Below are 25,471 nucleotides of genomic sequence, written 5' to 3' on the forward strand. Positions count from 1 at the left end.
TTAGTAAGCTTCAAGAAGGGCGTTGTCAAGAGTGTTGATAAGGCCTTTCTTCAATGCAGTAAGGCGTCTTCTTGAATGGAGAAGGGCGTAGACTATAAAAGAGAATACGAAAAAAAAGGACATTGTCCCTTTAATCTTTCTGTCTTCTGAACCGTTGTGTCATTCGATAACTCCCCATAGAAGCTACCATCAGAAGCAGACTTAGAGGATGAACTAACGCAACCTCTAATCATAATTAAAGCGATAATGTCTATCAAAAAACGTTTGTCGACCTCCCAACTCGGCAAGTCGTCAACTCATCTATTTATTCTTCTTCTTTTTGAAAAAGCCAAATCTCTTGTTAAGTAGACCAGTAGGATACTTACCACCAAACATGCGATAGAGCTTCCAACTAAGGATAAGACCATCCAAGACCCCAGCTCCTGTGCTAAGAGCACCAGAGAATCTCTGGGTAGGAGAGTTCTTGTCTTTAGGCTTGTGCATAAGCTCGTTCCACAGTCCAGCTATCCTATTGCTATCCTTTGTGATGTCAGTAAGGAGCTGCGCCTTACGCAGTCTTATGTCGTCCAACGTCCTATAACGAGGTCCAAAGTGCGTAGTCTGTTCAGTCATAAGCTTATTTTGACATTAAAAGACTTCCCAAGAATCTTACCAATGGGCGTTCAATCAGTCTGTGACGCAGTAAGATAAAGATGAAGAGTAGTAGCAAATAGCCACCAGCAACAATGAGGAAAGCCCATATAAGTGAACCTACCAATGCCTGCAAAGCAAAGGCTGCAGCAAAGGAGAGGTAAATTAGGGAAATTAAGAGGATAGTACAGAACACTACCACGATAGTAATCACGGTCAGTAGTCGCACTACCTTCTCTATTACATCGAGCTTCACGTACTCTGACTGAAGCCCGATATAATGTTTTAGCACCTCTATTAAGTGTGCTATTGTTTCTACGTTCTTATCGTTCGAGAACATCCTCTATGATTTAGATAACGTCAGAAGCTGCGTCTTTGATGTCTTCTACGAACTCGTCAGTCTCCTTGCGACTGAGCTTGATGTCGTGCTTTTTGCAGAAATCATCAACTGCTTCAGAAATCTTAGAACGTGTGTCTGTACCCTTCTCTGGAGCCAAAAGCAAACCAAGAGTAGCGCCTGCAAGACCACCGCAGAGGAATGCGCCAATGTAACCTAATGTCTTCATAATCTCTTATTTTTAGTGAATACTTATATTCTTAATCATTGGCAAATATAGTCAAAGTTTCGCATACCACCAATAGATACGGTGTCTTTTTGTGTTAAAAATCTTTCAAATGCTTTATTTAACAAACTTTATTGGCCTTATTTTCTTGCTTCTTCGTATTATTTTGTAACTTCGCACGATAAAGACAAGTGTGGATTAAAAGTATAATAAATAAAAACTAAGGGATTATGAAGAAATTTATGGTGTTGAGTGCAGCGCTCTGTGTAGCGGTTGCGTTCACTGGCTGTAAGTCAAGCGAGAGTGCATACAAGAAGGCCTATGAGAAGGCTAAGTCTCAGGAGCAGGCTCCTTCAACTACAGATGAGACTACTACAACTCAAGAAGCAGCTGTTGTCGCTCCTGTAGAGTCTCAGCCTGTGACACAGGCGCCTGTTGTTGACAATTACGACAACGAACCTGTTCGCCGTGAGACAGTCTCTGTTGTGAATGGCGCAGGCTTGAAGGCTTATAGTGTTGTCGTTGGTTCTTTCGGCGTAAAGGCTAATGCTGAGGGCTTACAGCAGCGTTTGAAGAATGCTGGTTACGATGCACAAGTAGCTTACAATGCTGGTAATAATATGTATCGCGTTGTCGCTTCTACATACGATAGTAAGGCTTCTGCTGTCCAGAGTCGCAATCAGCTGCGCGCTACATACGCTGATGCTTGGTTGCTTTCTCGATAGATGGGAAGAATCTTAGCTATAGATTACGGAAAGAAACGAACCGGACTTGCAGTCACCGACCCATTGTGTATCATCGCCAATGGGTTGGCGACTGTTGCTACGTCTGAACTTTTCGACTTCTTAACACAGTATGTTGTGAAGGAATCGGTCAGTCAGCTTGTCATTGGAAAGCCTATGCAGCCCAATGGACAACCGAGTGAGAACCTCGCACGTGTCGAACAGTTTGTTAATCGTTGGCGTAAGGTGCATCCTGAACTGCCGATTGATTACTACGACGAGAGGTTTACTTCTGTCATTGCTCATCAAGCTATTCTTGCCGGAGGGGTGAAGAAGAAGACACGAAGGGAGGACAAAGGACTTGTTGACGAGATATCTGCAACGATTATACTTCAGGATTATATGCGGTCCAAAGGGCTTTGATACTATTCAATCATGCCCGTTGGACCAATGTCTTTAATGGTCACTATTTCCGTTGGTGATGAATCTTAACCAATGCGTTTGATGGTCATTATTTCCGTTGGTGATAATCTTAGCCAATGTGTTTGATGGTCATTATTTCCGTTGGTGATAATCTTAACCAATGCGTTTGATGGTCATTATTTCCGTTGGTGATAATCTTAACCAATGTGTTTGATGGTCATTATTTCCGTTGGTGGAAATCTTAACCAATGTGTTTGATGGTCATTACTCCCGTTGGTAGAAATCTTAACCAATGTGTTTAATGGTCATTACTCCCGTTGGTGGAAATCTTAACCAATGTGTTTAATGGTTATTACTCCCGTTGAGGATAGATATATAATAAGGAGAAGACCATTAAGACCAATACGTTTAATTAAATATTAGATTATGGTATTACCTATTTACACATACGGTCAGCCGGTGTTGCGTAAGGTAGCCGAGGATATTCCTCTTGACTATCCAGACCTCCAAGAGCTGATACAGAATATGTTTGAGACCAATACTGCCAGTGATGGCGTTGGATTGGCGGCCCCACAGATAGGCAAGTCTATCCGTGTCGTGGTCATTGACTTGGATGTTCTCTCTGACACCTTCCCAGAGTATAAGGGCTTCCGACATGCTTTCATTAATGGACATATCCTCGAATACGATGACTCTGAGACAGAGACTTTGGAAGAGGGATGCCTTTCTTTGCCTGGTGTTCACGAGAGTGTGACACGTGCAAAGCGCATTTATGTGAAGTATCTCGACGAGAACCTTGTTGAGCATGAAGAGTGGATTGATGGCTATCTGGCCCGTGTCATCCAGCATGAGTTCGACCATCTTGAGGGCAGAGTATTTACCGATCGTCTCTCACCCTTCCGTAAACAGATGATTAATAGTAAGTTGAAAGCCCTCTTGCAGGGTAAGGTTCGCTGCCATTATCGTGTGAAGGCTCCACGTAAGTAAGTATGTTGCGTGGTGTCGTAGTATCCTTGCTATGCCTATTGGCATTACCGTCTGCAGCCCAGTATAACATCAAGAAGATGATGGAGGAGGGTAGGCGGACGCTCGACCAGGGGTACTACGTTACCTCCATGCAGATTTTCTCCCGTATTGTTGGACTCAAACCAAACCTCTATGAGGCTTGGTATCTGATGGCATTATCGAAGTATCGACTCGAAGACTACAAGGGTGCGGATGATGATTGTCGTCGTGCTTTGAACTTGCAACCCTATATTGCTGACATCTACGAACTTTACGGCATGACAAACATTCGTCTTGAGCGTTATGACAGTGCGGTAACTGCCTACACCCATGCCATTGACATCATGCCTGATAACCGTGATTATTGGTTTAATCGGGCCTATTGTCTCTATCAGATAGGCGATAGTAAGACTGCTCTCCAACAGTTGGCATATATCTTGAAGCGCTGGAAATCGTTCGATGCAGCTGCCCAACTGCGTTCTGACATATTAGCAGGCAGAAAACCAAAGCAGCAGCCTGTGAAGTCGAACACCCCACCTATTTATCAGTTGCCATCCCTGCGCATTGATAATAACCAGAACCCCATGAAAAACAAGCCGATACTACGTTTGTCACAATAATCCGCTTTGTAGATTATTGTTAGTAACCCACATTCTTCCTTTCATTAGTTCTTATTCATCTATAAAACTTTGATAAATCGACACCAAAAGTTCTGGATAGATGATAGATTGTGAATTAAAAGTGTTACCTTTGCCGCAATATTTGATTTATAAAACTAATTTGTAGTATGGTTAAAATCACTTTCCCAGACGGTTCCGTTCGTGAATACGAGCAGGGCGTAACTGGTTATCAAATCGCCGAGAGCATTTCGCCGGCTCTCGCCCGTGACGTTGTATCTTGCGGTGTAAATGGCGAAACAACAGAACTCAATCGTCCTATCAATGAGGACGCTACCATCGCACTTTACAAGTTCGATGACGAAGAAGGTAAGCACACCTTCTGGCACACTTCTGCCCACCTCCTTGCTGAGGCTTTGCAGGAGCTTTACCCAGGCATTCAGTTCGGATTCGGACCAGCTGTTGAGAATGGTTTCTTCTATGACGTGATGCCTGCAGAGGGTCAGACAATCTCTGAGAATGACTTCCCAAAGATTGAAGAGAAGATGCGCGAACTTGCTAAGAAGAACGAGCAGGTCGTTCGTCGTGATGTCTCTAAGGCGGATGCTGTTAAGGAATTCACTGCCGATGGACAGGAATATAAGGTGGAGCACATCGTAGAGGACCTCGAAGATGGCACTATCTCAACATATTCGCAGGGTAACTTCACCGACCTTTGTCGTGGCCCGCACCTCGTTTCAACAGGTGCTATCAAGGCTGTCAAGATAACCAGCGTTGCTGGAGCTTTCTGGCGTGGCGATGCTAAGCGCGAGCAGATGACACGTATCTACGGTATCACCTTCCCTAAGAAGAAGATGCTTGATGAATACCTCGAGATGCTCGAAGAGGCTAAGAAGCGCGACCACAGAAAGATTGGTAAGGAAATGGAACTCTTTATGTTCTCTGACCGCGTCGGAAAGGGTCTTCCTATCTGGTTGCCAAAGGGAACACAGCTGCGCCTGCGCCTGCAGGAGCTCTTGCGTCGTCTCCTCCGTCCTTACAACTATCAGGAGGTAATCACACCGGGTATTGGTGGTAAGAACCTCTACGTAACTTCTGGTCACTATGCCCACTATGGCAAGGATGCTTTCCAGCCAATCCACACACCAGAGGAGGACGAAGAGTATATGCTCAAACCAATGAACTGTCCTCACCACTGTGAGATTTACGCTTACAAACCACGTTCTTACAAAGATCTTCCACTGCGTATCGCAGAGTTTGGAACCGTATTCCGCTACGAGAAGAGTGGTGAGCTTCACGGACTTACACGTGTTCGTACTTTCACGCAGGACGATGCGCATATCTTCGTACGTCCTGATCAGGTAAAGGCAGAGTTTGAGAACAATATCGATATCATCCTCAAGGTGTTCAAGACCTTCGGTTTCGATAACTACGAGGCACAAATTTCTCTCCGCGACCCAGAGGACAAGGAGAAGTATATCGGCTCTGACGAGGTATGGGAAGAGAGCGAAGCAGCCATTAAGGAAGCATGCGCAGAGAAGGGTCTCAACGCTCGTGTAGAGCTTGGTGAGGCAGCGTTCTATGGTCCTAAGCTCGACTTCATGGTGAAGGATGCTATCGGTCGTCGTTGGCAGCTCGGTACTATTCAGGTAGACTATAACCTGCCTAACCGCTTCAAGCTCGAATATACAGCAGAAGACAACTCTAAGAAGACACCAGTGATGGTTCACCGTGCACCATTCGGTTCACTCGAGCGCTTCACAGCCGTTCTCATCGAGCACACAGCAGGTCACTTCCCACTCTGGTTGACACCTGATCAGGTTGCTATCCTCCCAATCTCTGAGAAGTATAACGACTATGCTCAGAAGGTGAAGGCTTACTTCGATGCTCACGACGTACGTTCAATCATGGACGACCGTAATGAGAAGATTGGTCGCAAGATTCGCGACAACGAGCTCAAGCGTGTACCTTACATGGTTATCGTGGGTGAGAAGGAAGCTGCCGAAGGACTTGTCTCTATGCGCCAGCAGGGTGGTGGCGAGCAGGCTACTATGACTATGGAAGCCTTCGCAGACCGCATCAATGCTGAGGTTGCTGACCAACTTAAGGAGTTAGCTTAATCATTTATTTTCTCTATACAAAACCCTCTCCAGACTCGGAGAGGGTTTTCTTTTTTCTGTTCCTAACCCTCATCCTCTCTGATAGTTACTCATATCTCCCCTCGACTTATCCCTCCTCAACGACCAGTAAAACACATAGATAGAAGAATAGACATTATTGTCTCCTTTCCTCTTTACTCCCCTTTCATTCCTAACAAAGGTCGTATTCGCTGTTGTCTTAACTCCCTTTCACTCCTTATCACTCCTTAACTTCTCATACAACAACTCCCTTTCGCTCCCTTTCACTCCTTAAGTCCTTCACTCCTTGTCAACCCCTTGTAAACTATTTTCGCTCCTCTTGAATCGACTACATGCCCTTCAACGATGAAGAAGATGCCTTTCTCCATTCAAGAACATGCCCTTCTTGCATGAAGAAGACGCCCTTCTTGAGGCAAGAAAGGCGTCTTCTTCTTAGCTGTATATAACCTTCTGATTTCGTGTGGGTTATGTATTGCAAACTTCTATGTGCCATACCCTTTCCTTACCAGATGTTTACATGTGTTTTTGTAATAACTTTTCATAACTACGAATGACGCTAATTACTCGAATAAAGAATGGACATGACGGACCAAGGATGGACTGAATAAAACTACGAATTACCCGAATTTCTCGAATAGAAAAAGCGTAAAACGAGCGAAGAATAGATTGAACAGAACTACGAATGATGCTAATTAAGCGAATAAAGAATGTACATGACGGACCAAGGATGGACTGAATAAAACTACGAATTACCCGAATTTCTCGAATAGAAAAAGCGTAAAACGAACGAAGAATAGATTGTACAGAACTACGAATGACGCTAATTACTCGAATACGAAATGCGTAATACGGACCGAGGATGGACTGAACAAAACTACGAATGATGCGAATTTCTCGAATAGAAATACACCCCCACGTTCGTAGAAAAGCGTAGGGGTATCTCGGTAATCACTCCCCTCTCCATTCGGAGAGGGGTTGGGGGTGAGGCCGTATGTGGCTGGCTGTGAGGCCGTCGAGCCTATTGTCTATTCAAACGGACGGACAATCATACCGCTGGAAGGAGCAAGTTCTTGTAGAGTAGCTGTATTTTTATTAATTGTTAGAGCGTAACTACCCATTTGATTAGACGGTACTGCGCTTGAAGACCAGTAATAACCTGTCACACCAGCAGCATTGAATTTATAGTTATTCGGGCTTGTACTATAATAACCTAAGAGTGGAAGATAGAAATACTGGTCCATCTCTGTGGTGGCAGGGAGCGTATTCGAAACTGCTTTTAATAGTTTTTTAGTTGTGTTGCGTAGGTCGGTTGAAGCGTCATCAGGCTGATGACTATCAGAGAAGCCCGTGATATAAGCTCTCTTCTTAAACCATGTACCCCCTTTATAGAGGTAGCCCATAGTTGACCAAAGCTCATCAGCATCATAGCGTGGGTCGCCCTTCATCACATACCATGCCATCTCGTTAGCATTAGGGAGGGCTGCAAAGTGAGAGGTTGAGGCTTCAAGCGGACCAGCGGCTGTACGAGGACGATTATAACTATCGCTTCCTGGCTTTGGATAGTTCGTACTACTGGTTGTTAAGAACTTCGTTGGCTGCCATGGGTCAGCACTGTTCCATTCGTGCCCACTCCAATAGTTCGCCTTTGCATCCCACATATAATAGTCGGTACCACCGTAGTCATTGATAGAGAGGTTGGCGGTCACGTCATGAATAGAACCTGGAACAAAGGTGAGGGTAACATACTTAGTAACAGTACCATCGATAGTTTCTTTCGGATTATCAGCCGTATTGCGAAGCCAGTAACGGATGCGCAGACTATGCCTACCCGGTGCTATCACTGCGTAGGAGGCGTTCTTACTCATGTCAGCGGTCGTATTGTCGATAGCAAATCCACTCCCTGTCGTGAGTGTGATAGTCTTCGAACCACCCGAAGCAAGGGTGAGCGTACCATCAGAAGCAATGTTGTAAACACCTGCTATATTGTCTTCTGATGAAATCTCAATCTTGGTAATCTTACTATGCTGTACGTATGTATTACTTGAACGAGGGATGAGACAGATGAAAGAAGCCTTGTGCTCGAGTGTAAACTTATAGTCGCTCCCTACCTTTTGGGCAGTTGCAACACCGCAGTCACCCGACTCACCTGCATGGTCGAAGTTGTTAGGCGCAGTCTGAGTCTGTACCTTCTTTATCTCTACTTGTGGTTGTGAGCCTGTGAGCCCTTTATTGGTATAGACAACAGCATGCGTCGGACTGGTGTAGCTACCAGCAATGGTAAACACGGCATTCGACATCTTTGAGGGAATAGGGAAGGTGGCTGTTGCACTCTGTCGCCACTGACCAGCATTGTCTTTCACCAATATCTTGTCAGTATTTCTCCATATAACAGAGGCTCCGCTACCCTTGGTATGATCGTAGATAATCGTGCGTGTCGGTGCTTCTTCTTGAGAGACACCACTGAAGGTCATAGAGTCCTCCACAACACGATGGCTCTCCTTAGCGTTCTGCAGAAGGTCATCATTTGAGCAGCTCATCGTTACTGCTGCACCTATCAAAGCACAACCTACCCATGACGATAGTAATCGTAAAGTCTTTATAAACATATATATCTTGTTCGTTAAGTGTGGTTAACCTTATCTATAAAGCGTCTATTCGCTCCAATTCTGACTTACACTCGCTACGTCCTCATCGTCCCAGAAGAATGCTTTCTTTGCGTCTCCAGCACCTTCTCCAGCGTTGATTCCACCAGCGTTGCCGCTTGCATTGACCATAAGAGTCTCCGTATAAGTATTCAATAAATTACATTCTGGCTTAATGTACATGCTACGTACTAATTCTTTCTGCTTACTCATCAATCTAAACGAATTAATTGTTTTGCTCTTTCTTACTACGTTCTATCAACCAAACATACCTAAACTGTAGTTAATTATGACACGTTAGTGGCCGTTACATCACGTAGGGTATCATCGTAGTTTGAGTTTTCTGGGTTAATTCGGGTGCAAAGTTAAGAAAAAAGTTGATAACTAACAAAGAATAGAAAGGATTTAATACAAATGTAGAAAACTTACATCTCCTTGCTAATAGCCTATGAGTCTAACCGTTATCGACGCTGAATGATGACGTAGATGATTACCGGAGCACCGATAAGCGGGGTGACGGCATTCAGTGGGATGACACCCATCTCGCCTGGAAGGAAGCAGATAAAGTTACAGAGAAGGGCTATGGCAGCACCCGTCAAGACTGTCCCTGGAAGGAGTACCTGATGATTGTCTGTGCGGAAGAGAAGGCGCGCAATGTGTGGAATAGCTAAGCCGATAAACGAGATAGGACCACAGAATGCGGTTGTAATAGCCGTTAACAGACCTACGATAAGTAGTAGTAGGTTGCGTAGTCGACGTGTACTTATCCCTAAGCTCTCGGCATATTGGGGTCCTAAAAGGAGGATATTCAGGGGCTTAACCAATAGTAATGCGGCCGTGATACCCACTAAACAAAGGAGAGAGAATAGGGGAATATGACTCATTGAGACGCCTCCGAAGTTGCCCATACCCCATACCATATAACTCTTTACACCCTCTTCTGAGGCAAAGAAGTTCAAGAGGGAGACGGCTGAAGAGGAGACATAACCTACCATGATACCCACTATTAGCAATAAGACACTATTTCGCACTAAGGTAGAGAGGAACAGGATGAGGGCTGTAACAGTAATTGCTCCAAGGAAAGCAGCGGTGAGAATGGCAAGAAAACCAGACACTGTGAAGAGTGAAGTGGACACGGTTCCACCTAATAACAGCATTACTAAGGCTACTCCTAAGCCTGCTCCGGAGCTGATACCGAACACATCTGGACCTGCCAAAGGGTTTCGAAAGGCGGTCTGAAGCATTAGGCCGCAGACTGACAAGGATGCTCCGCAGAGTAGGGCAGTAAGGGCTTGGGGCAAGCGGTTCTCTAATATGATGTATTGCCAGCTCTCCTTTCCTGCAAAACGACCACAGAGAATATCCAAGACATCGGCAAAGGGTATCTGAACTGAACCTGTTGTAAGATTCAATCCGAACAGAAGTAGGATGCTAACTGCTATACCTATATATAAAAGGAGGGCTCGTCTCGTCATCTGGGGGCTGTGTTTATCATTCTTCTAACTTATGATAATAACGCAAAGGAGCGATGTGTAAGTCGGGATGGAAGAGTTGTATCAAGTCGGATAGCAGCCAGTCGGGACGCCAGCTGACCTCCTCGAAGTAGGGTTTACTATCCACTTTACAGCCATAAACCTCCTTTGTTTGATAAGGTTTAAGCTTTGCATAGCCTTGATATTCAGCCAACAAGCGTCGGAGATTGAACTCCCCATTATAACTCAACACCCAGAAGTCGCTTTGTCCGAACTTGTCTAAAATGGTCTCAAAAGGCATCGTAAGACTCCCACTGTGCTTATCGTTGGAATAAGCATACCGTCCATGTGCATCCTTATAAAGTAAGCCTATGCTGCTTTCTCCGCCTGGTAAATACCATACAGCACCCACCTTCCTGTCTGGCAGTATGCTACGTGTTATCTTACTGTGGCTTGCCTGCTTGCTTAAAGACTTATAGTTCTGTTCGACAACAGTAAATAATGAGTCGGCTTCGTGCTCCTTTCCATAGAGAAGACCATAGAATTTCATCCATTCAGCACGCCCTAAAGCAGAGGTCTCCATGTAGTCGGCACATTCTATGATAGGTACTCCTATCTGCTCTAAACGCCCATAACCACCGCTGTTCTCAAACGGAGAGAGTAGAATAGCGTCTGCTCTTAAGTCTATAATACGCTCTATATCAGGCTTCATAGCGTCACCACAGTCTACTATCCCCCCTTTTCTGTGGGCACGTCTTTGCACGTCTGGGATAATCATATACCTTAGGTCGGCCACACCTGCTATGGCTCTTGGTGCTTTTAGCATCTCAACAAGATTGGCATGGGCCGTCGTGAAGATAACACTCCTTTGTAGTGGGACAACAACCTTAGTACCATCATCGGGCACATTCACCTGCGTTCCACGCTTTACAAGATAGTAGGTATGTAGGATACTCCCCTCCTTCCATGGGTTTAAGAGGCGTACGGTCACATAATCTTTAGTATGCTCAATGGTAATATTGTGGGCATACTGCAGTTCTGATTGACTACCTTTAACGACTTGTTGTTTATGGGTGTTGCCACAAGACAAAAGTGTTAAAACAGAGAGAAGAAATACTATTAATGGGCGCATAAGCACAGTTTTATCATGCAAAAATACAAAAAAACACAGAATCCTTTGCTTGGTAACGATATTTTTTATACTTTCGTCCGCGAATCTATATTATTACCTACATTAATTAATCTAAACAACTAACACTATGGCAGCAGAACAGTCTAATAAACTTGGTAGCCATGTCGAGATGAAAAAGGTCTGGGAACTTTTAGTAATCATCGTGGTTACAGCCATTGTATGGAACTTACCCACCACGTGCTTTGGTATTGATGGGTTAACAGTAGTACAACAACGCATCATTGCAATCTTTGTCTTTGCTACTCTCTCGTGGCTAACAGAGTGTATCCCAGCGTGGGCAACCTCGCTGAGCATCATGTCTATCATGTGCGTCACCGTATCGAAGAACTCCTTCTGGATATTCAAAGGTGATGGAGTAGGGGAATTACTCGACTCGGAGGAGATAATGGCATCCTTTGCTGATCCAATCATTATGCTCTTCCTTGCGGGCTTTATTCTGGCCATTGCTGCGTCGAAGTCGGGACTTGACACACTATTGGCACGCAACCTTATCAAGCCTTTCGGTAACAAGAGTGAGAATGTTCTTTTGGGATTTCTACTTATCACAGGACTCTTCTCAATGTTCATCTCGAACACTGCCACAGCTGCTTTAATGCTTACCTTCCTAACTCCTGTCTTTGCAGCCCTGCCTGCTAATGGTAAAGGACGCATTGCTTTGACAATGTCTATCCCTGTTGCTGCCAACCTCGGAGGTATGGGAACACCGATTGGAACGCCTCCTAACCTCATAGCACTCAAGTATCTTAATGACCCTGCAGGCCTCGACATGAAGATTGACTTCATGCACTGGATGGCCTTCATGGCTCCGCTTGTAATCATCTTGCTCCTTCTCTCTTGGAGAATAATCCTCTATTTCTTCCCATTCACACAGAAGACTATCCATTTGAAGATTGATGGTGAGGTACACCGTGGATGGCGAATGTGGGTGGTAATCATTACCTTCATTGTCACAATCCTTCTATGGGTTATTCCAAAGAAGGTCACTGGTATTGATACTAACACAGTCTCCATGATTCCAATGGCAGTCTTTGCTATCACGGGAGTCATTACTGCTAAGGATATGCAAGATATAAATTGGAGTGTCATCTGGATGGTTGCTGGAGGCTTTGCCATTGGATTAGGTATGAACGGATCGGGCTTGGCTGATGCCGCTATTGAGAGTATTCCATTCCGCAATTGGAGTCCTATTGTCATCCTTGCTGTGTCTGGCTTGATTTGTTACTTCCTTTCTAACTTCATCTCAAACACTGCTACTGCAGCCTTGTTGGTACCTATCCTCGCTGTTGTCTGCCGTGGTATGGATCATAATCTCGATGGTATTGGTGGGACAAGTACGGTTCTCATTGGTATTGCCATAGCTGCCTCTACTGCTATGTGCCTCCCTATCTCTACGCCACCGAATGCTATTGCCTACTCAACAGGGCTTGTCAAGCAGAATGATATGCTGAAGGTGGGTCTGACATGTGGTGTCGTTTCCCTCGTATTGGGCTACGCGCTCCTTTATTTCATTGGTCAGGTACATTTCCTCTGATAAGGAGTTAGAATATTATAAACGCTAATCTAACAGGATGTTATTGTGAGATTAATCAGCTACTTTGTACTACTCTTGATGGGGGTGGTGCTCACGAGTTACCAACGCAAGCTTGCTGAGGCTAATGTTCAGAGGTGGATTCAATCTTTGACAAGGGAGAGTAAGAAGACAGTTGTTGACAATGATTTCTCAAACATACTGTTAGATAGGCGTGTCCCTTACGTTGGGTATATTGGAGCGAACTATCAGAAGCTCTCGATAACCTTTCAGAGAGTGCATCGAACGAGCGCCAACCGATATAGTGTCAGTGGTGTTACCATTGTCAAGAACAACCGTTGTAACTTCCGTGGGACTATCAACATCATTGATAATAGGCGGTTTATCCATCCTACGTATGGTGTAGACGACGCTATGAAGGGTCGGTTCAGACGACGTGGATGTAGTGTTGCAAAATACAAGTTGATGGAAGATACCCGTCAAAAGAGTAGTGGTGTGTTCTCTGGTTATCTGTTGTTTTATTGGTACGAGACTGTCGATGGCAGGATTGTCTATGACGACATTGATGACTATTCGGACTCCTTTTGCAACAACCAGTATGCTGGCTCATGGCGAAGTAACAGTACAAGGAAGGCAAAACCATGTGCGTGGGGACAATACCGAGTGCCGATCTGTGGGGATCTTGACATAGGGGCAGGGGAGTTCTCTGTCAATCCCAAGTATGCTAAATACGGCTGGGAAAAATAGTATCGGGCACGGATCAACCTCTGTATTGGCTCTGTGACGACTGATACAGCTTGTTCTGAATTCGTCATATAACGATGTGATGTAAGTCTGCAAGTCTCCTATAACAAGGGGGCACACGCTCTGTGTGCCCCTTTTTGTGGCTTTATCTCTATGATGCTCAAGCTCTTTATCCATGTTGACAACTATTCTCTGCTTCAAAGAAAGGCATGTCGTAATCTCGAACTTAAAGCTACAAACAACTTACACGAAGGTGTTTCGGCAATGTCTGGTGTGCTACTTGTGTGCATAGTCCTGTGTTACTCTGTGAGCGTTAAACGTATGCTATTGCTTTCGTCAGTTTCTCCATTCAATCATCTCGGCAATTACTCTACGCTTCAGAGTATGCTTTAAGCGCGTAAAAAATAATTACATAACATCAAGCAGAATACCCTCAAGATAGGAGTATAGCCTCACCTATAATCGAGTCTATAACTCACAAGCATCCAATATGTTACATACTGCGTTTGAGAACATGCCCTTCTTGCATGTAGAAGAGGCCCTTCTTGAGGCAAGAAGGGCATGTTCTTGAAGCAAGAAGGGCCTTCTCTTCAACGTTGTAGGGCGTGTACTGGATTCGAGAAGGGTGAAAATAATTTACAAGGAGATGGGGAGGAGTGAAGGAGTAGTTGTATAAGGAGTTAAGGAGTAGTTGTATAAGGAGTTAAGGAGTAGTTGTATAAGGAGTTAAGGAGTTAAGGAGTGAAAGGGAGATGTTGGATGAGGAGTTAAGGAGTGATAAGGAGTGAAAGGGAGTTAAGACAACAGCGACTACATCTTTTATAAGGAATGAATTTGATTGATACAATGCAGCCTTTTCTCTCTCTTTCTGTGTATTATGGCTCGTTGGGTGTCCCTTTCTCTCATAGTACGTCACGTAGATTAGCTTGCTCGGTGTCTCTTTCTGTCATAGAGTAATATGTCTCTTTACGCACAGAGGGAGTCCACAGGTAGGGAGGTTCACCCACGTTCCGTCTTTGGATGGATAAGATCGTGATTGTCGAAATAGTCTTATTTGATGCTAATAGAAGGCTAACACTAAGCGTGCAAACAGTCATGTAGGGGTAACCTCACTAATCATGCCCCTCCCTGTGGGAATGGAGTAGGGGGAGGGGGTAGCCGTTGTTTGGTGCTGGGCCAGCTGTTGTTTGATGGTGAACCAGCCGTAGTAGAGTGAGTGTCCACCATCTCATGAACGTTATTTACGGCTGTTCTCTTTGTTATCAGAAAATAAATACGTATGTTTGCAACTGTTTTCTATAACATTAAGTAAAGCTAAGAAGATGATAATAGCAGATTTAAGGGCATGCCATCGATACTATGGTCTGCATCCAAGGATGAAGGTGATGATGGATTATATCCTCCAACATGATTTCAGTCGGCTGATGGTGGGACGTATTACCCTCGATGGTGATGACTTGTTTATCAACTTAGATGAAGTGGAGTTGAAGCCTAAGGAGGAACAACGATTAGAGTTTCACAAGGACTATATAGACGTACAAGTTCCCTTGCTGCAGCCAGAAATGATGGGGTGGACTGCTTTGTCTGACTTGGGCAAGCCTGATATTGCCTACAACCCAACTACTGACTGTGGCTTCTATAAGCAAGCGGCAAAGGAATATCTCAAGGTAGAACCAGGACAATTCACCGTCTTCTTCCCTGAAGATGCACATGCGCCTATCATTGGAGAAGGACTGCAAAGGAAATTGGTGGGGAAGATTAGGATTTGAGACCTCCCCCGGCCCCTCCGAAGGAGGGGAGAGCCTAACGGAATGCTCGCTGCTGAAAGGTGGAATACATGAGGCACTTTGAGATGGAGAGAAATACTTCGCATACGCGGTTATGACGCTTGTTATATATGGTCATGGTGTTTGTTGTGTGTGGTCAAAACGCCCATGTGGTGTTGGTCATAATGCTCGGATGATGTGATAATAACGCTCCTTTAATTCGGTCATAACGCTTAGATGGTGGGATGATAACGGTTTGTGCGATTTCTGTTTTCGCTCTTCTTGTGGGATGGCGGGAGCTTTACACATTATTGTATAGGGATGTGACGAAAAGAATTGGGGGTTGAGGCGAAAGGAAGAGGTTGTTAGGATAAACTTACACCATCTGCAATATGAATTGACCTACAACTAAGGTGTGGTGATTACCCATCTTAGTTGTAGGTCGATTGCAGTTATATAAGTAGGTTGTGAACCACTCTTTCGGGTCTTTTTCTCGTCATTTGTGTTATGTTTACACACTCTTTAATCTAACAGGCCTTTATGTTAAGGGAAAGTGTTGTGACTTTTTAGGCAACTTTACTTTATTTAAGTAAAATGTGTAAAGAGGCTTAACTAATTAAGTTTGGTTTGTTAATATAAACATATCTTTATATTAAAAACGCTTGAATTTATCATTTTTTAAAATCTACAGAAGATTTCGTAATGAATTAATTACTAACTTTGCCGAACAATGTTGACATTTTGCGCAATCCCTGTTGAGCGAAAGAGGGACGTACATATACTATGAGGTTAATAAGATTTAGACGTGATATAATACCCGGGCACAAGTAAGAAGAATGACGGCTAACAGCTAATCCTATTTATACCATTTATTAGAACTTAAACTGACAGATGCCCATTCTGGCTGTGATAAGGCAGTCATGTATGTTAAACCGATTATTATAACCTAATTTTTAACGAAGATGAAGAAGTTTCTAATCAAGGCAGTATTGCCTGTTTCAATGGTAGTTTGTGCCGTTGCGGTTGCTTCCTGCTCACAAGATGAGCTTTTGACGCAAACCAAAGAACAAAGTGAAGAGAGTGTGTTGAATAACCCAAGGGAGATACGCAACTATCTGAAGACGTTGCCGTTAGCACCTATGATGACACGTGCTAATGGTCCGATAACTCCTGATAATGGTACTCCTCTACCTGTTGAGGAGGAAGACCCGGTTGTTGAGACGCAGGGTGTTCTCGATGGAATACCTGGTAATTGGGTGAAGACAACCCGACACTATAAGATTAAACAGACTTTCGATGAGAATTTCCTCTTTGATCCTACAAGCGATGTGGTTTATCCTGGATGCGTACTAAAGGGTGGTACGATAGCTAATGGTACTTATGCAATGATTACTTCACACAAGACTGGGGACGTGACCTTCTCTATCAGCTTGTCTCCTGCTGATCCAAGCAAGGCACACGAGACCTCTGCTACTGTTCCTAACATCCGTAAGAGCGAGTATCAAGAGGTATGGAATAAGTGGGCGACAATGGATTGGAAGGAGTCGCCAGTGACAACTATTCAGAGTGTGGAGAAGATTAACTCGCAGGAAGAACTTGTCACGAAGTTGGGTGTGGCAGTAACTGCTCCGGTTGCGAATGGCTCCATAAACCTCGGATTTAACTTCAATAAGAAGAAGAACCATATCTTAGCTCGTCTCATACAGAAGCACTTTACTGTCTCAACTGACGCTCCTAAGAAGGGTACTATCTTTGAGTCTATCGACAAAGATGCCCTCGACGGTTATCAGCCAGTCTACATCTCCAGCATTAACTACGGTCGTATCATCTATCTTTCAATTGAGACTGATGAGAAGGAACGCAACATCAATGAGGCTATTGAGTTCGCACTGAACAAAATTAAGGGTGTTGATGTTAACGTATCGGCTGACCAAGCAGTCAACTACCGTAAGATGTTGGCTAAAAGCGACGTACATATCACAGTTCTTGGAGGTGGGAAGACTATTCAGCAAGAGATTTTGAAGGGTGATATTGACTCTTTCCAGCGTTTCCTTGCGGCTGATATTCCAATGGAGCAGATGTACCCTATTAGTTTCTCTTTGCGTTATGCTGTTGATAATTCACAGGCCCGTGTAGTGTCAAGCAGCGAGTTCACCGTTACACAACGCGACTTCGTTCCTGTATTCAAGAAGGTTCGTATGCAGTTACAGGTGCTCGGCTTCTCAGGACAGCACAGTGGTCCACTTCCTAACTTAGATAAGGATGCTAACATATGGGGTAAGGTCATGGTAGGAGTCAATGGTCAAGAGCACGAGCTTGTAGGCATTGCTCAGTCTAATCCGTTCTGGTTTGACTATCGAGAGAAGGAAGAAACATTACATCCAATAGGCTTTGGTGGTATCGTCAATGTCGAGTTTGACAAAGATAAGAACGAGAGTTTAGAGGACTTTGTAGACCATCAGAAGATATCTTTCATCACTGATTTGCATACAGAAAACGGTATTTATAAGTATAATTATGGTCGAACACAATTCAACCACACCCTTGGTACCGTCTTCTCTAAGTATAAGAGTGATAACCCAGTTGTCGTCTTAGAAAGTAACTATAAGCATATTAAGATTCACACTTACGTAAAGATTCTGGACCTTAAGTTCTTTAATTAAAAGAGCCCTATCGCAGTTTTATCGGCGTCAACACTATGATGTCGATAAAAGCTGCAGTACATTTATTATCATAAAGTAGAATTTAAGACTATCAATATGAAAAGAGTTTCTACGCTTTTTGCCGTATTGTGCCTACTTTGTCAGCTCTCTATGGCTGGTCCAATAGACCAGGCTCGAGCGTTGAAGATTGCTTCAAACTTCTTTGGACAAGGCACCACAACACGCCAACTCAGTATGGCGTATAAGGCACCCTACAAGGCTTCCCGTACTGGAAAGGCTGAGGAGAACCTATACTATATCTTCAATCGTGGTAATGATCAGGGTTATGTTGTTGTTGCAGCAGACGATCGTGTCTCTCCTGTCATCGCTTTCTCTGATAAAGGAAGCCTCTCAGAGAGTGACATACAAGCGAACCCTTCTATCAAGTGGTTATATGATGAGTATCGCAATCAGATAAAGTGGGCCATCGAGAATACGCCTGACACACCCTCACCAGAGTTCATGCAGGCATCGACTGTGCGTGCAAGTAACTATCAGATAGAGATTAGTCCGCTTCTCGAATACGCTACTGACCGCAGGACAAGACTTGCAACACCTATCAGCTGGGGCCAGAGTTGGCCTTTCAACCAGTATGCGCCGAACTATCGTTACAATGGTCAGACCTACGAAACAGTGTCGGGTTGTGTGGCTACAGCCATCTGTACCGTTCTACGTTGGCATAAGTGGCCACGTAAAGCACATGGTTCAGTGAGTTACTATTGGAAGCGTAACTACATGTCATTGAACTTTGACGGTCAAGGATCAGAGAATGCAGCATACGATTGGAGCCAGATGCCAGCCGGAGTAGATAGCTATGGGCGCGATAGAGCAACTGGTCGTGGGCTTACGGCATTACAGGCTGATAACATCGGACGCCTTTTGCGCGACATTGGTTATGCTGTTCAGATGGACTATAATCCTGCTTTTGCTGGTGGGTCGGGTGCTTATGTCTACAATGCCCCAGCCGTTCTCACACGTAACTTCGGCTATAAGAGCAGCGTAAGGTTCCTCCAACGCAGCAACTACTACGAGCAGAGCTGGCTAAGAGAGATACATGATGAGTTGAGAGATTACGGTCCTGTTGTCTATGCAGGCTTCTCTGGCGGTGGTGGGCACTGTTTTGTACTCGATGGTTATGCGTCAAATGGCTTCGTACATGTCGATTGGGGATGGAACTACTCATCAAATGGTTGGCATAAGCTCAACGTGTTGCGCCCAGGACAAGAAGGTATTGGTGGCGGTAGTGGAGGCTATAGTTCTGATCAGCAGATGCTACGTTATCTGAAACCTGACCGTAACGATGACCCTGACCCAGAGCCTAATCCAAATCCAGAACCAAAGCCTGACCCACAGCCCGACGTTGAAACAGGTACTAACCTGTATATTGCTGCTAAGTGCGAACAGACCGCTTTAACACAGCAGAACTCTGTCCCAGTCACAATCACTATTGGTAATAAGAACAGCGAGTCAGCTTATTCAGGTCGATTAGCTCTTGCCCTCTATCAAGAGGAGAATGATGCTTACTCTACGATAATCTCTACAACGACGGCTTCTGTTGGTGCTGAGTCAACGAAGAAGGTGACTTTCTATGCCAACCTTGCCAACGTCAAGGCAGGAACCTATCATCTTACTGTCAATTACGCCAAAGGTTCTGGCTTCAAGGCCATCGATGCCGTTGCCGGAACAGTTGCCATTGGTAAGGCTGATCCAGACCCGGAACCAGAGCCAGACCCAGTTGTTAAGCAGCCTGAACTGTATGCTGTACAGCGTATAACGGAGTATGTTAAGAAGGGACAGAACACGAAGATTGTCTCAACTCTTGCCAATGAAGGTAATACCGACTATAATGGTAGCTTAAAACTCTACGCTCTTCCTGCTGAATCAAATGATGTTAAGGCAGCCACCCTCATCTCTGAAGGCAACGCAAAGATAGCCAGAGGCGAGCGTGTAACGTTCTCTTTCTATACGAACGACAACTTCGGACGCTTGGAGGTAGGCAAGTATAACCTGCTTGCAGGATATGATGTTGATGGTGAAGAGGTTGCTGTCAAGGTGAAAACAGATGCGAAAGTATGGAAGATAGGCGAACTAACCATCAATGCGGCTGATGATGATGATAACAACTCACAGACTGTTCATGATTTGAAGTTGCAGACTATCTATTTCTATCAGGGTAGTAGCTACCTTGGCTCAGACAATGCTTACGTGTCAACTGCCCACAGCAAGTTTACTGCTCGCGTTTACTTGAAGTCAGTGAATGGCTTTGAAGGTCGCGTGAAGTTCTATGTCACCAATGCACAGTTGAGTTCTAAGCCTCTCAATAGCAACATGACAGAGACACGAACCATCACGTTAAAGCCAAATAGTAACGGTTATATCGAGGTATCACTACCTACGAGATACCTATCGAAGGGGCGTTATTACATGAATATCCTCTATAACAATGGAGGTGCAACATGGCTTTATTACCCAACAGATGTCGTTCCTTTCAATGTCTATGCCGCTTTCAACCAACCTGACTCATCTTACTTATTCAGCAACAAACCAACACTTGGTCCAACCTTTGACTTTGACACCCCTCCATTCTATGGTGAACACTTCCAATCAATTGGTAATAAAGTTGATGGAGAAACTATCCCATTGGGTATTGACGAGGTTGCCGTTGGTGGTACAGAGCTGTCTGTTTCATCGGGCGTTGTGACGGATAACGTTATTCTCACAGCCGCAAAGGCTTGCACTGTAAGCATTTATAGCGTACAAGGAAAGCTTATCAGCAAGTATAACGTTAAGTTTGGCGACAATGTTATCAGCGTTGCCAATCTGCCAGCAGGTGTCTATCTCATCGGTACAGGTACAACAACTTGTAAGATAGTAAAGCGTTAATAGAATAGGACTGACATAATTAGGCGTATTAGTTGAATTCACATTGAGGACTCCCTCAGTGTGGATTCTTCGTGCTTTATAATTGTGATTTATGTCCTATCTCTCGTTCTTCTACGCTTCATGTTGTGATGCTTTCGAGTCTTGTATGGTTATTGTGGTTGACTTTTCAATGCTCATTTCTGGTGGCGGTAATGTTTCCTCCAAGTGGTGTTAACGCTGATATTAAGTGGTGTGAATGCTGATTTTAAGTGGCGTTAGTAGTCATTTTAAGTTGCGGAAACCTTTCTCTTCAGTTGTGCGAATGTCCCTCAACCCTTTCTCCATGTATTACCAGTTGTTGAGTAGTTCTTTTTCTTGTCAGTAGCACAGGTGATATAGATGTCTATTGGCACACATGTAAAGTCAACGAGGGGCCTCCGACCGACAGGTGTCACGGCACTTCTCTACCATCATTAGGCTTATAGTTTGTGAGTTCTTGCACCTAATGAGGTCTCTGTGCGTATGGGGATAATATGTTTTTCAGTGTTATGATGCAAGAAAAAGGACGCACCTTTTTATGTTTCTTAGTATGTTTATAGGAGTAATTCGGCAATCGCTTCACACAATATAAGGCTCTATAAGGCTGTGAAAAATCATTACATAGCAGAGCGTTAAACGCCCTCAACACAGGGGTATAATCTCTTCTATAATCGAGTTTGTAACCGTCAAGCAATCAGAGTGTTACAAATGGCGTTGAAGAACATGCCCTTCTTGGCCCAAGAAGGGCCTCTTCTACGTGCAAGAAGGGCATGTTCTCGAACGTAGAAGAGCGTCTTCTTCAATCATGAAGACCGTGTGGTGGAATTGAGGAGAGTTAAAAGTGAGGACCTCCCCCGGCCCCTCCGAAGGAGGGGAGAGCCTAACCTGCTATGAGAAAGCGTATGATATTAGTACTTGTTGGTAATCGTTGTTCAATGACTAACAGCTCTTCTTCACTATTTTACATTATTCACCTACCATCCTACAAAGCCCATCCTCAACACCTAACATTAAGCACCTACCATCCTCGCAAAGCACATCATCAACAACTAACATTCATCACCTACCACCCCACAAGCTCTTATTAGTCCATCTATCGGACGAGTAAAAGAAATGACCTACAACTAATGTGCGAGCTACGTCACATTAGTTGTAGGTCATGATATATACATATTGGTCCTCTAATAGAGATAAGTTCCTTATATTAATATAGATAACTGATAAGTAGCAGACAGCTATTTACAAGTCTTCGACTGATTTTTACGTCTCCACTAACTTGTATTTACGCCTTCACCAACTTATGTTTACGTCCCCACAGAACTTATATTCACATCCCCACAGAACTTATATTTAAGTATTCTTTCCTTATATTCTCGCCCAGTGAAAACGTCTTATTGGTGCGTTACGCCTTATCTATCCCCCCGCACCCAACCGTGTCCCGTTAGGCTCTCCCCTCCTTCGGAGGGGTCGGGGAGGTCCCCTTTACCCTTTTATCATTAGAAGTGTACCCTAAAGTCCACGCCCATTTGGAACGGATTACCAAGTTGTGCAAAGGTGTAGCGAGTACCAGTAGCAGCACTCTGAACGGCGAAACTGTTGTATTTAGTATCTGTTAAGTTACGCACCCAGAGGTTGACATGAAGCGGACCAAAGTCGGCATCGGCATGAGCACCTACTACTGCATAGAAATTCTGACCGATAGTGTTCTGCTCATCCCAGTAGGTCTTACCCTGTGCGGAGAGGTTCATTCCCACAGTGACACTACGCAAGTGGAAACGATTAGACGCATCGAGCAAGGCTGCAGGGTCAACATCTATACGATAGTCAGCATTGGCGCCGAGTGTATGTTGCGGTACAAAAGGTACACGCTTATCCTTATAATCAACCATACCAACGCCTGCGATAGAGTCTTTATACTCATCGAACTGTGCACTTGTAAAGCCATAGCTGAGTCCGTAGGTTAGTTTGTTGTCGAGTGCAACACCACGGAGTGTTGCCTCCAAGCCGCAAGAATGGCTACGACCTGCATTCGTCATTACACGACCAAAGCCATAGTTACCCGCCATCACAGAGAGCTGCTGATTGCGAATCTGCATATAGTAAGCAGCGAGGTCGAGGTGTACTTGATTGTTGAAGAGGTTTAGGTGTGCTCCCACCTCATAGTTCCAACTGGTCTCTGGTTTATACTCAATCGTCTTTGCGATACGCTCATAGTAAGCCTCATCATGTGCGATGTCGACATCAGCACGAGCCTTATTAGCCGCCTGAGAGGTCTCAGTCTGCAGCACATCAGAGAACATCTCGAAGTTATAACCGCCTGCTCGATAGCCTTTTGACCATGTTGCATAGACGTTACTACCGTTTTGAAGACGATAGGTCAGGCCCACTTTTGGGAGAAGTTGCTTGAAGCTGTCATGCTCGCTATGCTTCAGAGCAGAGGTGATAACAGGGTTGATGGTTACACCCATCACACTCTCCTGCAATGCAACACGTGCTGAAGTCTCGTAATCAATGTTTACACGTGAGTAATCATAGCGTAAACCAAGGGTCGCCATAAGGCGATCAGTGAGCTCAATGTTGCTCTCATGGTAGACACCCAAGTTGAGTGTTGGCGTATGGAAGACACCTGGGACAGGGTCCATCGTCATGTTGATGTTTACACCACCAGCCCCAGCAATCATTGCAGCGACGCTTGCTCGTGCCGTCTTGTTGGCGAGTTCCTCTGACATTCCGCCTGCTATCATCCTTTGAGCCACACGTGCAGCCATGGCGTTAAGCATTCCGTTGTAGGCATAGTCAGTAATCTTCTTAGACAGATAGCTGTTCATATCCTGATCAAAGTAGACAGGTGCCGTCGTCTTCAACCACTGGTAAGACCCGAAAGCACCGAAGGTCCAATGCCACTTACTATCATTTTTGCTCTTAACAGACAGCTCCTCCGTCACCGTGTTACCCAACTGATGCTGCGTAAGGTGCATGAAGTCTTGTGGACGATAGTCTATATCCATGAGCATGTAGTCGCGTAGGTACTGCCAAGAAGTCATCGAATTGATGTCAAATCCGTTTCCCGCATATTTGATGTCCAGTCCTGTGTTGATGATATTACGGCGATAATTACTCTGTCGATTTTGGTTAGGTGATTGTGTACCAGCCTTCAATCCATAGAGAGGAGAGGTGATGGTAGCAGCAGCAACTTCGTCTTCTGTGACCACCTGACCGTATGGGAAGCCGTTTTGGCGAGTATATTGATAGTCGGCGATGAGGTCGAAGTTCAGTCTGTCCGTTGGTTTCCACAGCAATCGTCCCTTACCTCCAAACTCATTGATAAGGTCGGCATGTGAGCCATCATACTGATTACGGAAGAACCCATTCTGCCCTCCATAGAAGCCAGCAACGGCAAATGCCATCTTATCATTGACTTTCTTATAGTGGCTTACCTCTGCTTTTCGATATAACTTCGAGCCGATAGAGAGTTGAACATCAGTCCCTTGATACTGGAAAGGATTACGACTATAAAGGCGAATCAGTCCCCCCTCGGTGTTCATACCATAGAGTGTACCCTGTGGACCATGCAGAACATCAACACGGTCGACGTCATACGTATGGAAATTAAAGGCACTCTTGTTCAAGATAGGCATACCATCTACATAAATACCCACGGCTGGTGAGTAGACACGTGAGCCTATTCCACGCATATAGATAGAAGAGGTATAACGGCTTCCATACTCTGGCATGGCAAATGAAGGTACGAAGACAGAGAGGTTACGCACGTCCTGTACGTTGAGGTTGCGTATCAAATCGCCATTAAAAGAGGTGCTACTCAATGGCTGCTGACGCAGGCGGAAAGCCTCCTTAGGCTGGTCTACGACGACAACCTCGTCTATGTCATAGACTCTGGAAGTATCTCCTTTCTCGATAATGTTATTGGCCTGTATTGCCATAGGCAAAGATGTCGCCATCAGAAGAGCAATACCAAATTTAGACTTAACCATATAATCTTATTTCTAATATTTTTGTATTTAATTAACGATGGCAAAGGTAGGAAGAAAAAAGACACGGCGCAATCCTCATTTATTAGGAATATTGCATACAAGCAGCTGATTATTAATGAATAAAAAGGAGCTTTCGACCAATGTAGACGTAATACTATAAGAAGCGAGCTTTGGGTGGTTAGGGGCAGATGGTAGGTTGATTTATCTTATTAAAGTTTGCTGGCTTCCCTCCTATGCGTTATGATTTCGTAACTAAATAGCCCTCTACTGATGACTGAAAAAAGCTGAGATGATAGCAAGTAAAACAAAATACTCCACATATCAGAAGACTCTATAAGAGCATGAAAAATAATTACATTGTAATGAGCTGAACACCCTCTGGATAGGTGTATGATACCTCTTATAATTAAGTCTGTAAACTTCAATAAATCAGT

At 44.5% G+C, this 25,471-nt stretch carries 18 protein-coding genes; 10 read left to right on the forward strand and 8 right to left on the reverse strand.

The window, feature by feature from the left end; genetic code table 11:
* Window positions 1-300: 300 nt before the first annotated feature.
* The 3 genes from HMPREF0666_RS07230 to HMPREF0666_RS07240 are packed head-to-tail and all read right to left on the reverse strand — an operon-like array spanning window position 301 to window position 1,196.
* Complete coding sequence (locus tag HMPREF0666_RS07230) at window positions 301-612, reverse strand: hypothetical protein (RefSeq protein WP_009011732.1); 312 nt, start codon at window positions 610-612, stop codon at window positions 301-303.
* Between the two features lie 4 nt (window positions 613-616).
* Window positions 617-970, reverse strand: coding sequence for a phage holin family protein (locus HMPREF0666_RS07235; protein ID WP_009011733.1), 354 nt, complete (start codon window positions 968-970; stop codon window positions 617-619).
* A 10-nt stretch (window positions 971-980) separates the two neighbouring features.
* Complete coding sequence (locus tag HMPREF0666_RS07240) at window positions 981-1,196, reverse strand: YtxH domain-containing protein (protein WP_009011734.1); 216 nt, start codon at window positions 1,194-1,196, stop codon at window positions 981-983.
* A 227-nt stretch (window positions 1,197-1,423) separates the two neighbouring features.
* On the opposite strand from HMPREF0666_RS07240, the gene HMPREF0666_RS07245 reads away from it, so the two are divergent.
* The 5 genes from HMPREF0666_RS07245 to thrS all read left to right on the forward strand — a co-directional run bounded on the left by HMPREF0666_RS07245 (window position 1,424) and on the right by thrS (window position 6,080).
* Complete coding sequence (locus HMPREF0666_RS07245; protein WP_009011735.1) at window positions 1,424-1,918, forward strand: SPOR domain-containing protein; 495 nt, start codon at window positions 1,424-1,426, stop codon at window positions 1,916-1,918.
* Window positions 1,919-2,338, forward strand: a complete 420-nt coding sequence (gene ruvX, locus HMPREF0666_RS07250) for a Holliday junction resolvase RuvX (protein ID WP_009011736.1) — start codon at window positions 1,919-1,921, stop codon at window positions 2,336-2,338.
* 426 nt (window positions 2,339-2,764) lie between these two features.
* Entirely contained in the window at window positions 2,765-3,325 is a 561-nt protein-coding gene (def, locus tag HMPREF0666_RS07255; RefSeq protein WP_009011737.1) for a peptide deformylase, read from the forward strand.
* A 2-nt stretch (window positions 3,326-3,327) separates the two neighbouring features.
* Window positions 3,328-3,963, forward strand: coding sequence for a tetratricopeptide repeat protein (locus tag HMPREF0666_RS07260; protein ID WP_009011738.1), 636 nt, complete (start codon window positions 3,328-3,330; stop codon window positions 3,961-3,963).
* Between the two features lie 167 nt (window positions 3,964-4,130).
* Window positions 4,131-6,080, forward strand: a complete 1,950-nt coding sequence (gene thrS, locus HMPREF0666_RS07265; RefSeq protein WP_009011739.1) for a threonine--tRNA ligase — start codon at window positions 4,131-4,133, stop codon at window positions 6,078-6,080.
* Between the two features lie 1,043 nt (window positions 6,081-7,123).
* Here thrS and HMPREF0666_RS07270 read toward each other — a convergent pair.
* The 4 genes from HMPREF0666_RS07270 to HMPREF0666_RS07285 all read right to left on the reverse strand — a co-directional run bounded on the left by HMPREF0666_RS07270 (window position 7,124) and on the right by HMPREF0666_RS07285 (window position 11,344).
* Entirely contained in the window at window positions 7,124-8,704 is a 1,581-nt protein-coding gene (locus tag HMPREF0666_RS07270; RefSeq protein ID WP_009011740.1) for a hypothetical protein, read from the reverse strand.
* A gap of 45 nt (window positions 8,705-8,749) precedes the next feature.
* Window positions 8,750-8,953, reverse strand: a complete 204-nt coding sequence (locus HMPREF0666_RS07275) for a hypothetical protein (RefSeq protein WP_009011741.1) — start codon at window positions 8,951-8,953, stop codon at window positions 8,750-8,752.
* A gap of 248 nt (window positions 8,954-9,201) precedes the next feature.
* Window positions 9,202-10,215 (reverse strand): iron ABC transporter permease, encoded by a 1,014-nt coding sequence (locus tag HMPREF0666_RS07280; RefSeq protein WP_009011742.1) that lies wholly within the window; start codon window positions 10,213-10,215, stop codon window positions 9,202-9,204.
* Window positions 10,216-10,231: 16 nt separating this feature from the next.
* Entirely contained in the window at window positions 10,232-11,344 is a 1,113-nt protein-coding gene (locus HMPREF0666_RS07285) for an ABC transporter substrate-binding protein (RefSeq protein WP_009011743.1), read from the reverse strand.
* 127 nt (window positions 11,345-11,471) lie between these two features.
* On the opposite strand from HMPREF0666_RS07285, the gene HMPREF0666_RS07290 reads away from it, so the two are divergent.
* The 5 genes from HMPREF0666_RS07290 (at window position 11,472) to HMPREF0666_RS07310 (ending at window position 21,027) form a co-directional block, all read left to right on the forward strand.
* Window positions 11,472-12,935, forward strand: coding sequence for a DASS family sodium-coupled anion symporter (locus HMPREF0666_RS07290; RefSeq protein WP_009011745.1), 1,464 nt, complete (start codon window positions 11,472-11,474; stop codon window positions 12,933-12,935).
* A 45-nt stretch (window positions 12,936-12,980) separates the two neighbouring features.
* Entirely contained in the window at window positions 12,981-13,679 is a 699-nt protein-coding gene (locus HMPREF0666_RS07295; protein ID WP_009011746.1) for a hypothetical protein, read from the forward strand.
* A gap of 1,319 nt (window positions 13,680-14,998) precedes the next feature.
* Window positions 14,999-15,445 (forward strand): YhcH/YjgK/YiaL family protein, encoded by a 447-nt coding sequence (locus HMPREF0666_RS07300; protein WP_009011747.1) that lies wholly within the window; start codon window positions 14,999-15,001, stop codon window positions 15,443-15,445.
* Between the two features lie 959 nt (window positions 15,446-16,404).
* Window positions 16,405-18,105: a thiol-activated cytolysin family protein gene (locus HMPREF0666_RS07305; RefSeq protein ID WP_009011748.1), complete on the forward strand. Its 1,701-nt coding sequence runs from the start codon at window positions 16,405-16,407 to the stop codon at window positions 18,103-18,105.
* Between the two features lie 96 nt (window positions 18,106-18,201).
* The gene (locus HMPREF0666_RS07310; RefSeq protein WP_009011749.1) at window positions 18,202-21,027 is read left to right on the forward strand and encodes a C10 family peptidase; all 2,826 of its coding nucleotides are present in this window, start codon (window positions 18,202-18,204) and stop codon (window positions 21,025-21,027) included.
* A 1,514-nt stretch (window positions 21,028-22,541) separates the two neighbouring features.
* On the opposite strand, the gene HMPREF0666_RS07315 is transcribed toward HMPREF0666_RS07310, so the two are convergent.
* A complete protein-coding gene (locus HMPREF0666_RS07315) occupies window positions 22,542-25,037 on the reverse strand; it encodes a TonB-dependent receptor (protein WP_009011750.1) in 2,496 nt (831 codons plus the stop codon).
* Window positions 25,038-25,471 lie beyond the last annotated feature (434 nt).

Source organism: Prevotella sp. C561, from assembly GCF_000224595.1.
Classification (GTDB): Bacteria; Bacteroidota; Bacteroidia; order Bacteroidales; family Bacteroidaceae; genus Prevotella; species Prevotella jejuni.

What these genes read in the sequence shown, in the direction of transcription:
- thrS (WP_009011739.1), top strand. Translation starts at nt 4,131, where the DNA reads ATGGTTAAAATCACTTTCCCAGACGGTTCCGTTCGTGAATACGAGCAG.
- HMPREF0666_RS07305 (WP_009011748.1), top strand. Translation starts at nt 16,405, where the DNA reads ATGAAGAAGTTTCTAATCAAGGCAGTATTGCCTGTTTCAATGGTAGTT.
- HMPREF0666_RS07270 (WP_009011740.1), bottom strand. Translation starts at nt 8,704, where the DNA reads ATGTTTATAAAGACTTTACGATTACTATCGTCATGGGTAGGTTGTGCT.
- HMPREF0666_RS07230 (WP_009011732.1), bottom strand. Translation starts at nt 612, where the DNA reads ATGACTGAACAGACTACGCACTTTGGACCTCGTTATAGGACGTTGGAC.
- def (WP_009011737.1), top strand. Translation starts at nt 2,765, where the DNA reads ATGGTATTACCTATTTACACATACGGTCAGCCGGTGTTGCGTAAGGTA.
- ruvX (WP_009011736.1), top strand. Translation starts at nt 1,919, where the DNA reads ATGGGAAGAATCTTAGCTATAGATTACGGAAAGAAACGAACCGGACTT.
- HMPREF0666_RS07240 (WP_009011734.1), bottom strand. Translation starts at nt 1,196, where the DNA reads ATGAAGACATTAGGTTACATTGGCGCATTCCTCTGCGGTGGTCTTGCA.
- HMPREF0666_RS07300 (WP_009011747.1), top strand. Translation starts at nt 14,999, where the DNA reads ATGATAATAGCAGATTTAAGGGCATGCCATCGATACTATGGTCTGCAT.
- HMPREF0666_RS07275 (WP_009011741.1), bottom strand. Translation starts at nt 8,953, where the DNA reads ATGAGTAAGCAGAAAGAATTAGTACGTAGCATGTACATTAAGCCAGAA.
- HMPREF0666_RS07260 (WP_009011738.1), top strand. Translation starts at nt 3,328, where the DNA reads ATGTTGCGTGGTGTCGTAGTATCCTTGCTATGCCTATTGGCATTACCG.
- HMPREF0666_RS07310 (WP_009011749.1), top strand. Translation starts at nt 18,202, where the DNA reads ATGAAAAGAGTTTCTACGCTTTTTGCCGTATTGTGCCTACTTTGTCAG.
- HMPREF0666_RS07285 (WP_009011743.1), bottom strand. Translation starts at nt 11,344, where the DNA reads ATGCGCCCATTAATAGTATTTCTTCTCTCTGTTTTAACACTTTTGTCT.
- HMPREF0666_RS07315 (WP_009011750.1), bottom strand. Translation starts at nt 25,037, where the DNA reads ATGGTTAAGTCTAAATTTGGTATTGCTCTTCTGATGGCGACATCTTTG.
- HMPREF0666_RS07245 (WP_009011735.1), top strand. Translation starts at nt 1,424, where the DNA reads ATGAAGAAATTTATGGTGTTGAGTGCAGCGCTCTGTGTAGCGGTTGCG.
- HMPREF0666_RS07290 (WP_009011745.1), top strand. Translation starts at nt 11,472, where the DNA reads ATGGCAGCAGAACAGTCTAATAAACTTGGTAGCCATGTCGAGATGAAA.
- HMPREF0666_RS07280 (WP_009011742.1), bottom strand. Translation starts at nt 10,215, where the DNA reads ATGACGAGACGAGCCCTCCTTTTATATATAGGTATAGCAGTTAGCATC.
- HMPREF0666_RS07235 (WP_009011733.1), bottom strand. Translation starts at nt 970, where the DNA reads ATGTTCTCGAACGATAAGAACGTAGAAACAATAGCACACTTAATAGAG.